The 14,561-nt window shown below is 67.3% G+C and carries 8 protein-coding genes; 6 read left to right on the top strand and 2 right to left on the bottom strand.

From position 1 onward, the window contains the following. Positions 1-16 precede the first annotated feature (16 nt). Positions 17-1,165: a cytochrome P450 gene (locus HF886_RS14220; RefSeq protein WP_169652626.1), complete on the bottom strand. Its 1,149-nt coding sequence runs from the start codon at positions 1,163-1,165 to the stop codon at positions 17-19. A gap of 293 nt (positions 1,166-1,458) precedes the next feature. Between HF886_RS14220 and HF886_RS14215 the strand changes: the two genes are divergently transcribed. From HF886_RS14215 to HF886_RS14200, 4 genes are all read left to right on the top strand, one after another. Continuing rightward, a complete protein-coding gene (locus HF886_RS14215) occupies positions 1,459-2,619 on the top strand; it encodes an ATP-binding cassette domain-containing protein (protein ID WP_206038803.1) in 1,161 nt (386 codons plus the stop codon). Further along, positions 2,616-3,395 (top strand): ABC transporter permease, encoded by a 780-nt coding sequence (locus HF886_RS14210; RefSeq protein WP_169652624.1) that lies wholly within the window; start codon positions 2,616-2,618, stop codon positions 3,393-3,395. The genes HF886_RS14215 and HF886_RS14210 overlap by 4 nt, the downstream gene beginning before the upstream one ends. 46 nt (positions 3,396-3,441) lie before the next feature. After that, positions 3,442-7,278 carry an ABC transporter ATP-binding protein gene (locus HF886_RS14205; RefSeq protein WP_169652623.1) on the top strand — a complete coding sequence of 1,279 codons (3,837 nt, stop codon included), beginning with the start codon at positions 3,442-3,444 and terminating at the stop codon, positions 7,276-7,278. 204 nt (positions 7,279-7,482) lie between these two features. Continuing rightward, positions 7,483-11,271, top strand: a complete 3,789-nt coding sequence (locus HF886_RS14200) for a multifunctional oxoglutarate decarboxylase/oxoglutarate dehydrogenase thiamine pyrophosphate-binding subunit/dihydrolipoyllysine-residue succinyltransferase subunit (protein WP_169652622.1) — start codon at positions 7,483-7,485, stop codon at positions 11,269-11,271. A gap of 63 nt (positions 11,272-11,334) precedes the next feature. On the opposite strand, the gene HF886_RS14195 is transcribed toward HF886_RS14200, so the two are convergent. Then, positions 11,335-12,048, bottom strand: coding sequence for a TetR/AcrR family transcriptional regulator (locus HF886_RS14195; RefSeq protein ID WP_169621674.1), 714 nt, complete (start codon positions 12,046-12,048; stop codon positions 11,335-11,337). A gap of 97 nt (positions 12,049-12,145) precedes the next feature. Between HF886_RS14195 and HF886_RS14190 the strand changes: the two genes are divergently transcribed. Both HF886_RS14190 and HF886_RS14185 read left to right on the top strand, forming a co-directional pair. Continuing rightward, positions 12,146-13,732, top strand: a complete 1,587-nt coding sequence (locus HF886_RS14190; RefSeq protein WP_169652621.1) for an NAD(P)/FAD-dependent oxidoreductase — start codon at positions 12,146-12,148, stop codon at positions 13,730-13,732. Continuing rightward, positions 13,729-14,556, top strand: coding sequence for an SDR family NAD(P)-dependent oxidoreductase (locus HF886_RS14185; RefSeq protein ID WP_169652620.1), 828 nt, complete (start codon positions 13,729-13,731; stop codon positions 14,554-14,556). Before HF886_RS14190 ends, HF886_RS14185 begins: the two co-directional genes overlap by 4 nt. Positions 14,557-14,561 lie beyond the last annotated feature (5 nt).

Below are 14,561 nucleotides of genomic sequence, written 5' to 3'. Positions count from 1 at the left end.
CCGATACGGTCCCGGCTCACCTCCGTACGAGCGAGACCGAAACCTCGCTGTACCCGCCGGCCGGATAGGTGGCGTAGACAAGGTGGGCGCCCTCGGCCGCGGTCAGCGAGGTGGTCGCGCCGAGCAGTTCCTCGACGAGCACGGTCAGTTCGAGTCGCGCGAGCGGTGCTCCGGGACACGCGTGGACGCCACGTCCGTAGAGCAGGTTCGGTTCCGGGTCACGGTCGAATGAGAATTCGTCGGGATCGCCGAAGATCTCCTCGTCACGGTCGGCGGACGCCCACAGCACCAGGACGCGTTCGCCCGCCGGGATGGCGCGATCGGCGACGACGACATCGCGCGTCGTGCGACGCCGATTGGCGATGAGCGGCGGCCGGATTCGCAGGATCTCGTCGCACGCGGCGCGGATTCGGTCCGGCTCGGCTCTCAGCACACTCTGCACGTCGGGGCGGGATGCCAGGAATGACGCGACGATGCCGACACCCGCACTGATGGTGCTCAGTTCCCCGACCGTCCAGTTGCGGATCATGGAGACGAGTTCGTCGTCGGAGAGCGGCCTTCCGTCGACCCGCTCTGCGAGCAGTTCGGAGGTCACGTCGTGCGTAGGGTTCTCACGCCGCTCGTCGAGTTGTTCGCGGATGTAGCTGTCGAACTCGCCGGCGACGGCGGCCATCGCCTCACGGTCGAGTGCGAGCGTGGCCTCGCGATTCCTGCGAGCCCACTCGCGGAGCGGTTCGTGCAACCGTTCGGGCCAGCCCATGAATCGGCACTGCATGTGGTTCGCGAACGGCTCGGCCAGAGCCGACATGATTTCCACGTCCCCGTCGCCGAGCGCGTCCAGCAGTCCGCGCGTCACCTCACGGCAGTCGGGTTCGAAGGCGCGCATCCGTTCCGGAGTGAAGTACCGGTCGTTGATGTCGCGGAACAGGGTGTGCTCGGGCGGGTCCATGCCGTTGGGGACGGACCGTCGAGGGGAGACCCGATTGCTGAAGGCCGCGGGGTCGTCGAGGATGCGCACCACGTCGGCGTGGCGGAACACCGCCCAATTGCCATACGCGCTGTGGGCCACGGGGCACCGGTGCCGCATGTCGTCGTAGGCGGCGATCTGGTTGTCCTGAACGGCAGACGAGCGGGGGTCCCAGTCCACGGGCATTTCGTCGGACATGTGCCCTCCTCGTCGGAGCGGTACGGGCGTGTCCAGTGTGCCGCCCTGAACCGCTCCCCGGGTGCGTTTGCGTCCACCCTCGTGAACTCGTCGTGTGCCCATTCCCGCCATGCGGACATCGTGAGTCGTCGCGGTCCTGCACGTAAGCTCACGAAGGCTCGTGGCACGGTGCCGCGTGGCCGAGTGCAAGGGGGTTCTCACCGGTGACAACACCGTCAGCGCACACGCCGTACGGCGGTGCAGGATTCGGTGGGCAGCCGTCTGTGCCGCCCGCGGGGATCGTCGTCCAAGGACTGACCAAGGCGTTCGGCACTCACACCGCGGTGGCCGAGCTGAGTTTCACGGTTCCTCCCGGTTCCGTCACCGGTTTTCTCGGACCCAACGGTTCCGGTAAGACGACCACGCTGGGCATGGTGCTCGGCCTCATCCGCCCGACCTCCGGAGCCGCTTTCGTCGACGGTGTCCCGTTCGCAGACCTCGAGCACCCCGCACAGACCGTGGGCGCGGTACTCGACGCGCGCAGCGCACACCCGAAACACACGGCTCTGACACACCTGCGCGTGTACTGCGCGGCAATCGGGGTTCCCGACACCCGCGCGACCCAGATGCTCGACCTGGTCGGCCTGGCGCCCGCTGCGAAGCGCCGTATCGGTGAGTTCTCGCTCGGCATGCGGCAGCGCCTCGCGCTCGCGACCGCGCTGCTGGGGCAGCCGCGGTACCTGGTCCTCGACGAACCGGCCAACGGTCTCGATCCCGAGGGCATGGCCTGGCTACGCGATTTCCTCGTCTCCTACGCCCGCAACGGCGGGACCGTGCTGATCTCGAGCCACATCCTGCGCGAGGTCGAACAGATGGCGGACCACCTCGTCATCATCAGCAACGGAGCACTGGTGGCCGCGAGCAGCATGGAGGAACTCCGTGCGACGTACCGGCCACGTGTCCTGGTGGCCGCATCGGACCCTGCCCGGCTCGCCACCGCCCTCGCCGCGGCCGGGCACACCGACGCGCAGGTCCAGCCCGACGGGCGTCTGGCGGTCGTGGGCCTCTCGGTCGACCGGATCACCACGCTCGCCGCCGAATCACAGGTCACCCTCTTCGGCACGACCGTCGAAAGTGTCGACCTCGAGCAGGTGTACCTGTCGATGACCGCCGGTCGCTACACGGCTACGCACCCCGGGCCCGGCGGCCCGTGGAACGGCCCCGGCTGGGGACAGCCGCCGCACCCGGCCCAGCAGTACCCGGGCTACCAGCAGTATCCGGGACCCGCGCAGATCACTCACCCGCCGCAATACGCGAATCCCCAGCACCCCGGGCCCCACCAGCAGTACGCGCCGCAGCCGTACCCCCCGCAGCCGTACCCCCCGCAGCCGTATCCCGCCCAGCCGAACCCGCCACAGCAGTACTACGGCCCACCGCAGCAACAGCCGACCGGATCAGAAGGACCCTCCGCATGACCGCGCTCCTGACCGCCGAGTTCCGCAAAGTGCTGAGCTTGCGCTACTGGTGGATTCTCGGCATCGCTCCGCTCCTCGTCGGACTGTTCTGCGGGGCGCTGACGCTGCCGGTGATGCGTCAACTCGAAGACGTGGTCGGTGAGGACTTCGCGGAGGCCGCCGCAGCGGCAGTGGGCATCTCACTGGCCCTGGCACTGGTGTTCCTCTTCGCGGCATTGTTCGGGGTGGTCAACACCGGCAGCGAATTCCAGCACCGCACGGTGATCACGACGTTCCTCACCACGCGGGGCCGCGACCGGGTTCTCGCAACAAAGCTGGCGGTCGTCGCGATCTTCGGTCTGGCGTACTGCCTCGTCGCCGAAGCAATCTCCGCCTTGACCATCTTGTTGTTCGGCGGCGGGTTCAGCGGTGCCGATTTCGGAACGGTCGGCGCGGTCCTCGGCACCGGTCTGCTCTGCGCCGTGCTGTGGGCGCTGATCGGCGCGGGACTCGGACTGCTCACCGGCTCGATGACGGGTTCCGTTCTCGCGATCTGCGCGTGGATCCCGTTCGGTGAACTGATCGTCTCGCTGGTCCTGCACGGGATCGGGCTGGGCGCGATCGCGCAGTACCTGCCCGGACAGGTCACCTGGTACACGCTGTTCTCGGTGGTCGAAATGCCGGACGACGTCGAGATGGCGGTGCGGTGGCCGCTCGCACCCCTCGTCCTGATTCTCTGGACGGTGCTGTTCTGTGGCCTCGGCTGGTGGCGGACCCGCAACCGCGACTTCGTCTGACCCCGCGCGCTCACCGGTGTCGCCGGGCGGCGATAGTGTCGATCGGATGGCACACCTCACCGCACCGGAGTCGCCTCCGACCGGCTGGATACGCCGGCTCGGAGGCGAAGCCCTGCGCCACCGCACTCAGGCGCTGGGGGCTCTCGCGGTCACGATCGTCGCTGCACTGATCGATATCGCGTTCCCGCTGCTGACGAAGGTCGCCCTCGACAGTGCGACCGGACAGGGCGACGTCGCCCCGGACGACACGCGACTGATCGGGCTGGCCGCGGGTGCGATCGCTGCCGGTGCGGTCGTCCGGTTCGGATGCCAGTACGGCCGGCGCATGCTCGCCGGACGCTTGTCTCTGAACGTCCAGCACGACCTTCGGCTACGGCTGCTCGGATCGCTGCAACGGCTCGACGGTCACGGACAGGACCGGATCCGGACCGGCCAGGTGGTGTCCCGGTCGATCACGGACCTGCAACTCGTCCAGGGATTGCTCGCACTCGTACCGATGTCCGCGGGTGCGCTGTTGCAGTTCGTTCTCTCCGTCGTGATCATGCTCGCGCTGTCCCCGCTGCTCACACTCGTCGCGGTGGTGGCGGTGCCGATCATCGTGACGGTGGTCCGCGTCGTCCGTCCCACACTGTTCGCGGCCACGTGGTCGGCGCAGCAGCGCGCGGCGGATCTCGCACAGCACGTCGAGGAAACGGTCACCGGCGTGCGGGTGGTCAAAGGTTTCGGACAGGAAAGCCGGGCGGTCGATCAACTCGAGGATCACGGGCGCCGGCTCTACGCCGAACGATTGCGCGCGGCCCGGGTGAACTCCCGGTTCGCCGCACCGATGGGCGCCATCCCCCAGCTGGGACTGGTAGCCACCATTGCGATCGGCGGCTGGCTCGCCCTCGAAGGCACGATCACCGTCGGTACGTTCGTCGCGTTCACGGCCTATGTCGCAACGACCACCGCGACGACCCGGACCCTCGCCCAGGTCGTGATCATGGCGCAACTCTCCCGCGCGGCCGTCGAGCGCGTGTACGAAGTGATCGACACCGAGCCCGATGTCGCCGATCCCCCGCATCCTGCGACTCTCCCCGAGGGTCCGCTCGGACTGGCCTTCCGCAACGTCACCTTCGGTTTCGAACCCGGCCGCGATGTCCTGCGCGGTGTCGACCTCGAACTGTCCCCCGGCGAGACCGTCGCGGTCGTCGGCCCCGCCGGTTCCGGCAAAACTGCCATGTCGCTGCTCGTCCCGCGGTTCTACGCGCCTCACGCCGGATCGGTGTGCGTGACCTCGAACGGCGAGGACGTCGACGTCGCATCGCTGCGCGCCGCCGACGTGCGTTCGGCGGTGAGCCTGGTCTTCGACGAACCGTTCCTGTTCTCCGACACCGTCGCCTCCAACATCGCGCTCGGTCGTCCCGATGCGACCGACGAGGAGATCCGCGCCGCCGCCACGGCGGCACGGGCGGACGAGTTCATCGAGGCGCTGCCCGACGGGTACGACACCGTCGTCGGCGAACGGGGCCTGACGCTGTCGGGCGGACAGCGACAGCGCGTCGCACTCGCCCGGGCTCTGCTCGTCGACCCGCGTGTCCTGATTCTCGACGATGCGACGTCCGCGGTGGACGCGGAAACCGAAGCCGCGATCTACGCCGCGCTCCGGGCACAGCCCCAGCGCACCACCCTCGTGCTCGCCCACCGCCGCTCCACGCTGGCTCTCGCCGACCGCGTCGCGGTGGTCGACGGTGGCCGGATCGTCGACGTGGGCACCGCCGACGAACTCGACGCACGCAGTCCCGTGTTCCGGCGGCTTCTGTCGAGCAGTGAGGTTCTCGACGAGGACCTGCCCGGCGAGCCGGAACCCCTCGACGCCCATGTCCTCTGGCCCACGGAATTCGAGCCCGAGGCCACCACACCGGCGGCCACCGGGGCACCGCCCGCTCCACGCGGCCCCGGAGGCGGTGGACCGGGCAGCGGCGCACTCGGCGCCGTCGCTCCGACACCGGAGTTGCGCGCAGCGGTGGCCGCACTGCCACCGGCTACCGAGACCCCGGGTGACGCCCCGGCATTGCGTTCGGATGCGCTGCGCCGACCGGATCCCGAGTTCCGCTTGTGGACCACCCTGCGGCCGGTGCGGCTGTTGCTCGCCGCCGTGGCAGTGTGCCTGGCGGTCGAGTCGCTCATCGGAATCGCGTTTCCGACGATCGTGCGATTCGCCGTCGACCGCGGCGTGACGCCCGGCAACCCGCAGGCGCTGTGGGAAGCGGCGTTCGCGGGCACAGTCCTCGCGCTGCTCGGCTGGGCGGCGGTGGCGATCCTGACGATCCTGACCGCCCGGGCCGGCGAGCGGGTCCTGTTCGGACTGCGCGTGCGCAGTTATGCGCACCTGCAGAGACTGGGACTCGACTACTACGAACGGGAACTGTCGGGCCGGATCATGACGCGCATGACGACGGACGTGGATGCGCTGTCCCAGTTCATCCAGACAGGTCTGTCGACCGCGGTGGTCAGCGTGCTGACGCTGACCGGCATCTCCGTCGCACTGATCGTGACCGACGGGTCGCTGGCCCTCGTCGTTCTGGCGGCGATCCCCGTCCTCATCGCGGTGACGTTCTGGTTCAGGGCTGTCTCACGCGATGCATATGCGCAGTCCCGCGAACGTATATCGCAGGTCAACGCGATGTTCCAGGAGAACGTGACGGGTCTGCGGGCCGCGCAGGCCTATCGCCGTGAGGAGAACGCGGCCCGGCTGTTCGCCGAGCGTGCCGACTCGTACCGTCGCAGCCGCATGCGGTCGCAGCGAGCGATCTCGCTGTACTTCCCCTTCATCTCGCTGCTCTCGGACCTCGCGCTGGCGGCGGTCGTGTTCGTCGGCGCGCGCGAGGTCGCGTCGGGTGCTGCCACTCCCGGTGTGCTCATCGCCTTCGTGCTCTATCTGAACCTGCTCTTCGCTCCCATCCAGCAGTTGTCGCAGGTGTTCGACGGTTACCAGCAGGCCCGCGTCGGGCTCCGCCGCATCGGCGACCTTCTGCGCACCGAGAGTTCCCTCGAAACCGGGCCGACCGGGGACGTTCCCATTTCCGGTCACCTGCACGGCGACGTGAGCCTTCGCGGCGTCGGGTTCCGGTACAGCGGCGCCGACAGCGATGCGCTCACCGACGTGGATCTCGACATTCCCGCGGGCGCGACCGTGGCACTGGTCGGCCGCACCGGCGCCGGAAAGTCGACGGTCGTCAAACTGCTGGCGCGGTTCTACGACCCCACCTCCGGTGCGGTGCGCGTCGACGGGACCGATGTGAGGCGTTACCGCCTGCCGGACTACCGCGCAAGGCTCGGCGTGGTGCCGCAGGAGGCGCACCTGTTCACCGGGTCCATCGCGAGCAACATCGCCTACGGCCGGCCCGAGTCGAGTCGCGAGCGCATCGAGAGTGCGGCCGGGGCCGTCGGTGCTCTGGACATGATCGCCGGGCTGAGCGGCGGTATGCACCATCCCGTCGGTGAGCGCGGGCAAGGACTGTCCGCGGGGCAGCGCCAGCTCATCGCGCTCGCCCGCGCGGAACTGGTCGACCCCGACCTGTTGCTGCTCGACGAGGCGACCGCGACCCTCGATCCCGCCACGGAACGCGCGGTGCTCGAGGCAGGGGCGACCGTCACGCGTTCGCGCACCGCGGTCGTCGTCGCGCATCGCCTCGCAACGGCAGCGCGCGCCGATCTCGTCGTGGTGGTCGACGGCGGACGGATCGTCGAAGCCGGACCCCACGAGACGTTGCGTCGTGCGGGCGGTCTGTACACCACGTTGTGGCAACTCGCCAGCGGAGCGCTCGTGCCGGAGACGGTGGGCGACGGCGTCGTACACCCGTCTTCGTCACAGATCACACGTGAGTCCTCGCATTTGTAACGGGGTCCGTTCTGCGGCGATGCACGATTGAGGGAATAATCGGCGGTCGAGAACCGTCGTCGATGGTGACCCCGTCGACTCAGATTGTGAGGTGGCTCTCGGGCATGGATGATCAGTTCGGATCGTCACACACCCACCAGCTAGCCTCATATGCATAGGCGCTCCGATCGGGTACCGAAGAAAGAAACGAGGCGAACAACTGCCGTGAGCAGCAGCTCTACATCACAGTTCGGACAGAACCAGTGGTTGGTTGACGAGATGTACCAGCGGTTTCAGGACGATCCGTCGTCCGTGGACGAGAGCTGGCACGAGTTTCTCACCGACTATTCTCCCGAGGCACACGTGGCCGGAGGCTCCAACGGCGCCGAGGTGAAGACCCCCGAGAAGTCCACTCAGCCCTCCGCCACCAAGACTGCCCCGGCTGCTGCACCCGCAGCGCCGAAGGCGTCCGCCTCGTCTACCAAGGCTCCCGCGAAGTCCTCCGACAACGCCGGTAACTCTGCTGCGAAGCCGGCTGCCGCGCCGGCGAAGGCCGCACCGGCCAAGCCTGCGACCGCGTCCAAGCCTGCGACCGCGTCCAAGCCTGCTCCGAAGCCGGCGAGCACCTCTTCCGACAAGAAGTCCGAGGAGACCAAGGTTCTCCGGGGCGCGGCTGCTGCCGTCGCGAAGAACATGAACGCCTCGCTGTCGATCCCGACGGCCACCAGCGTTCGCGCGGTCCCCGCGAAGTTGATGTTCGACAACCGCATCGTCATCAACAACCACCTCGCCCGCACCCGGGGCGGCAAGGTCTCGTTCACTCATCTTCTCGGCTACGCGATCGTCCAGGCGGTCAAGGCGTACCCGAACATGAACAACCACTACGCCGAGATCGACGGGAAGCCCAACCTCGTCACCCCCGCGCACACCAACCTCGGTCTCGCGATCGACCTGCCGGGCAAGAACGGTTCGCGTTCGCTCGTCGTCGCCGCAATCCGCAACTGCGAGACGATGAACTTCGCGCAGTTCTACTCGGCGTACGAGGACATCGTCCGCCGCGCGCGCGACGGCAAGCTCACCGGCGAAGACTTCTCCGGCGTCACCATCTCGCTGACCAATCCGGGCGGCATCGGCACCGTGCATTCGGTGCCGCGCCTGATGGGCGGCCAGGGAGCGATCATCGGTGCCGGTGCGATGGAGTACCCCGCCGAGTTCCAGGGCGCATCCGATGCGCGTATCGCCGAGATGGGCATCGGCAAGCTGCTGACGCTGACCTCGACCTACGACCACCGGGTCATCCAGGGCGCCGAATCGGGTGAGTTCCTCAAGACCATCCACCAGCTGCTGATCTCCGACGAGTTCTACGACGAGATCTTCCACACGCTGCACATTCCTTACGAGCCGGTCCGCTGGCGCAAGGACGTGCCCGAGGGCCTGGTCGACAAGAGCACCCGCGTGCTCGAGCTCATCGCCGCCTACCGCAGCCGCGGCCACCTCATGGCCGACACCGATCCGCTGCAGTTCGTCCGCGACAAGTTCCGGTCGCATCCGGATCTCGACGTGATCACCCACGATCTGACGCTGTGGGATCTCGATCGCGAGTTCAACGTCGGCGGCTTCCACGGCAAGCAGAAGATGAAGCTGCGCGACGTCCTGTCGGTGCTGCGCGACGCGTACTGCCGCCACGTCGGTATCGAGTACACGCACATCCTCGAGCCCGAGCAGCAGCAGTGGATCCAGGAACGCGTCGAGGCGCACCACGTCAAGCCGACGGTCGCCCAGCAGAAGTACATCCTCAGCCGTCTCAACGCCGCCGAGGCGTTCGAGACGTTCCTGCAGACCAAGTACGTCGGCCAGAAGCGTTTCTCGCTCGAGGGGTCCGAGTCGGTCATCCCGATGATGGACGCCATCATCGATCAGGCCGCCGAGCACCAGCTCGACGAAGTCGCCATCGCGATGCCGCACCGTGGCCGCCTCAACGTGCTCGCCAACATCGTGGGCAAGCCGTACTCCCAGATCTTCACGGAGTTCGAGGGCAACCTGAACCCGGCCGCCGCACACGGCTCCGGCGACGTGAAGTACCACCTGGGCGCCGAGGGCACCTACATCCAGATGTTCGGCGAGAACGACATCAAGGTGTCGCTCACCGCCAACCCGTCGCACCTCGAAGCCGTCAACCCGGTGCTCGAGGGCCTGGTTCGCGCCAAGCAGGACATCCTCGACAAGGGCGAGAGCGGCTTCACCGTTCTGCCGCTGCTGCTGCACGGCGACGCCGCGTTCGCGGGTCAGGGTGTCGTGGCGGAGACGCTCAACCTCGCATTGCTGCGCGGCTACCGCACCGGCGGCACCGTGCACATCGTGGTCAACAACCAGGTCGGCTTCACCACCGCCCCGGAACACTCGCGTTCGTCGGAGTACTGCACCGATGTGGCGAAGATGATCGGTGCGCCGATCTTCCACGTCAACGGTGACGACCCCGAGGCGTGTGTGTGGGTCGCGCAGCTCGCCGTGGACTTCCGCGAGAAGTTCCACAAGGACGTCGTGATCGACATGATCTGCTACCGCCGCCGCGGCCACAACGAGGGCGACGATCCCTCGATGACGCAGCCGGCGATGTACGACGTCATCGACACCAAGCGCAGCGTCCGCAAGAGCTACACCGAGGCCCTGATCGGCCGCGGGGACATCTCGCTCAAGGAAGCCGAAGACGCCCTGCGCGACTACCAGGGTCAGCTCGAGCGGGTCTTCAACGAGGTGCGCGAGCTGGAGAAGTACCAGCCGGAACCGTCCGAATCGGTCGAGCTCGACCAGACTCCGCCCGCGCGTCTGAAGACTGCTGTCGACAAGGACGTGCTCGAGCGGATCGGCGACGCGTTCGCCGATGTGCCCGACGGCTTCAGCGTGCACCCGCGCGTCAAGCCCGTGATCGAGAAGCGCCGTACGATGTCGCGCGAGGGCCACATCGACTGGGCCTACGCCGAGCTCCTCGCATTCGGCTCGCTCGTCGAGCAGGGCGCACTCGTGCGCCTGGCCGGCCAGGACTCGCGTCGCGGCACCTTCACGCAGCGTCACTCGGTGCTGATCGACCGCAAGACGGGCGAGGATTACAGCCCGCTCGCGGCAGTCGCCGCCGAGGCCGGTAACGGCGGACGCTTCATGGTGTACGACTCGGCTCTGACCGAGTTCGCAGGCCTGGGCTTCGAGTACGGCTACTCGGTGGGCAACCCCGATGCACTCGTGCTGTGGGAGGCGCAGTTCGGCGACTTCGTCAACGGCGCGCAGTCGATCATCGACGAGTTCATCTCGTCGGGTGAGGCCAAGTGGGGCCAGCTTTCGGACGTCGTGCTGCTGCTGCCGCACGGCCACGAGGGTCAGGGCCCCGACCACACCTCGGGCCGTATCGAGCGCTGGCTCCAGCTGTGCGCCGAGGGCTCGATGACCGTGGCGATGCCGTCGACCCCGGCGAGCTACTTCCACTTGCTGCGCCGTCACCACCTGGACGGCATCCGCCGCCCGCTCGTGGTGTTCACGCCGAAGTCGATGCTGCGCAACAAGGCTGCGGTCAGCAACATCGAGGACTTCACCGAGGGCAAGTTCCGTTCCGTCCTCGAAGAGGTCCCGTTCGAGGACGGATCTGCCGACCGCTCGAAGGTCGAACGTGTCCTGCTGACCTCCGGCAAGATCTACTGGGAACTGCTCGCGAAGAAGCAGAAGGAAGGCCGCGACGACATCGCGATCGTCCGTGTCGAGCAGCTGTACCCGGTGCCGCGTCGCCGTATCGCGGAGACGCTCGAGCAGTACCCGAACGCGTCCGAGTTCTTCTGGGTCCAGGAAGAGCCGGCGAACCAGGGTGCATGGCCGTTCTTCGGTCTGGCGCTGCCCGAGATGCTCCCGGAGAAGCTGGCCGGGATCAAGCGGATCTCGCGTCGCGCGATGTCCGCGCCGTCCTCGGGATCGAGCAAGGTCCACGCTGTCGAACAGCAGGAGATCCTCGAGAAGGCCTTCACGCGGTAAGAAGCCCCGTTGCGGTCCCTCACGGGGGCCTGACGGTTCTCATGCGAGCCGGGTCGGTTCGTCCTACGGGACGACCGGCCCGGCTCGCGAGGTTTCGACGGCGATCGGCTCCGACGGCAGCCCGCCGATCGAGTCCGGCTGAGCCGACGCCACCACCGCGGGAAGCGCGGCGACCGCCAGATCGACGAACTGCTCGCGGGTGAGTGCGGAGTCGTGGTTCGGCGCGGTGTCCGGGTCGTGCGCCGGAGACGGCGAGATGCCCTGCTCCTGCAGCCACGCGATCGTGATGTCCTCGACGAACGCCACCCAGCCGCGGACCGCGAGGCGGACCATTGCGTCGACATCGATACCGATGCTCGGCAGGTGCGTGACCGTGCGCTCGACCATGGCGCGCCGAGTCTCCTCGAAGACCGCCCGCATGTCGGGGTCGCCGCTGACCGAACCCCGGAGCATCGAGACGTAGGTGGCGGGGCGTTCGGTGACGTAGTCGACGTACGCGACGACGGTGCCGCGCAGCATCTCCATCGGATCCAGGCTCTCGTCGGGAGCGGTCCGTTCGAGCATGTCGCGGCTGATGTGCTGCACGACCGCCACCTGGAAATCGTGCTTGGACCCGAAGTAGTGGAACAGCAGTCCGCGCGACACCCCGGCGCGGTCGGCGATGTCCTCGACCGAGATCTGGTCGAGGGAGCGACTGGCGAGTAGCTCCACGCCGAGCTCGATCAGTTGAGCACGGCGTTGCTGTGGACTCAGGCGGGTTCGCCGCCCTCGTTTCACGGAACTGTTGCCTTTCACCGTTCCATGCAAGCATTCTTATTGAATAATGGTCAACAACCTATTGACCACGTCACGCCGACCCCTTAATCTCAGATACATGAGTCTTCCGGTTACAGACACCTCCGCCGGTGAGAGCACCCGCCGGATCGATACGCTGATCATCGGCAGTGGGTTCGCCGGACTCGGCGCCGCCATCAAGCTCTCGCAGGCCGGCAAGGAATTCCTGGTCCTCGAACGCGCGGCCGAGGTGGGTGGCACCTGGCGCGACAACACCTATCCCGGTGCCGCGTGCGACGTGCCGTCGAACCTCTACTCCTACTCGTTCGCACTCAATCCCGGATGGACACGCTCGTTCTCGCCCCAGCCCGAGATCCAGGCGTACATCACCTCCGTGGCCGACAAGTACGAGGTCCGCCGGCGCACCGTGTTCGGCTGCGACGTCCAGGACGCACACTGGAACGGCGACACGCACCGCTGGGACGTGCGCACCACCCGTGGCGATTTCAGCGCCAAGAACCTCGTCTCCGCGGTCGGCGCCCTGTGCGAACCCTCGCTTCCCGACATCGCGGGAATCGACCGCTTCGGTGGCGAGATCTTCCACTCCGCCCGGTGGAACCACGACGCCGACCTCACCGGTAAGCGGGTTGCCGTCATCGGGACCGGCGCGTCTGCCATCCAGATCGTGCCCGCCATCGCCGGCACGGTCGCGCACCTCGACGTGTACCAGCGCACCGCGCCGTGGGTCCTCCCCCGCGCCGACCGCGAATACACGAAGGCCGAAAAGTTCGCCTTCCGGTACATTCCCGGCTTCCAGCGACTCTCACGCACCCTGCAGTACCTCATGCGGGAAACACAGGTGGTCGGGCTCGCCAAGGCACCCGTCTTCATGAAGCCGCTCGAACTCGCCGCGAGGGCGCAGATCCGCCGGGGCATCTCCGATCGCGCACTGCGGCGCAAGGTCACCCCGAATTTCGGAATCGGCTGCAAGCGCATGCTGATCTCCAACAACTACTACCCGGCACTCGACCGCCCGAACGTCGACCTGGTCACCGACGGCATCGCCGAGGTCACCACCGACGGCATCGTGACGAAGGACGGCACCACCCGCGAGGTCGACGCGATCGTCGTCGCCACCGGATTCCACGTCACCGACTCCCCGATGTTCGCGGGGATCTTCGGCAAGGACGGTCGCTCTCTCGCAGACGTATTCGACGAAACCGGCATGCAGGGATACAAGGGGTCCACGGTCGCGGGGTTCCCGAACCTGTTCTTCCTCGTCGGCCCCAACACCGGCCTCGGACACACGTCCATGGTGTACATGATCGAGTCGCAGCTCAACTATCTCGTCGACGCGATCGACACGATCGATCGGCATCGTCTCGGCACCGTCGAAGTGCGCCAGGACGCCCAGGACGAGTACAACCGGGGAATCCAGGACGCACTGAAGAACAGCGTGTGGAACAACGGCGGCTGCGCTAGCTGGTACCTCGACAAGCACGGCAACAACACGACGCTCTGGCCCGGTTTCACTTTCGAATTCCGCCGCATCACCAAGCATTTCGACCTCGACGCGTACCGTAGCGTGGCCGAGTCCGATCTCCCGGCACCTGCCGAAGCCGTCGAATCCGCCGGCACCACCACCGAGCGCACCGCGCCCGCATCCAGGAAGGCTGCACTCCAGTGAGCGAATTCGAGGGCCGGGTCGTCGTCATCACGGGAGCCGCATCCGGAATCGGGCGGGCGCTCGCCGTCGACCTCGCCGGTCGGGGCGCCGCACTCGCACTGTCCGACGTCGATACGGTGGGTCTCGCGGAAACCGCGCGCCTGGCAAGCAGTCTCGGTGCCGAGGTGAAGTCCGATCACCTCGACGTCACGCAGCGGGAAGCTGTGTACGCGTACGCCGACGCCGTCGTCGCCCGCTTCGGCAAGGTCAACCAGTTGTACAACAACGCGGGGATCGCCTATCACGGTGAGTTCGAACGGTCCGAGTTCAAGGACATCGAACGGATCGTCGATGTGGATTTCTGGGGCGTCGTCAACGGCACCAAAGCCTTTCTGCCGCACCTGATCGCATCCGGAGACGGGCACCTGATCAATGTCTCGAGCCTGTTCGGCCTCCTGGGCATCCCCGGCCAGACGGCATACAACGCCGCCAAGTTCGCGGTTCGCGGATTCACCGAATCCTTGCGCCAGGAAATGCTGATCGCCAAGCATCCTGTCCGCGTGACCTGTGTGCACCCGGGCGGTATCAAGACCGCCATCGCACGGAACGCGGCAGTGCCCGACGGCGACGACCAGCAGAGCTTCGCGCAGTTCTTCGACAGCAAACTCGCCCGTACCACCCCGGAGGCTGCCGCGAAGACGATCCTCCGGGGCGTCCGGAAGAACCGCCCCCGCGTGCTCATCGGCGCCGACGCCAAGTTGCTCGACGGCTGGGTCCGGATCGTCGGTCCGTCCTACCAGCGTGTCCTAGCGACGGTGGCGGGTCGCATCATGCCCAAGAACTAGGCTGC

Source organism: Rhodococcus sp. 105337 (genome assembly GCF_012844225.1).
Taxonomy (GTDB): Bacteria; Actinomycetota; Actinomycetes; order Mycobacteriales; family Mycobacteriaceae; genus Rhodococcus.
The sequence above is the reverse complement of the archived record's forward strand: the minus strand, read 5'-3'. Positions and strand labels throughout refer to the sequence as shown.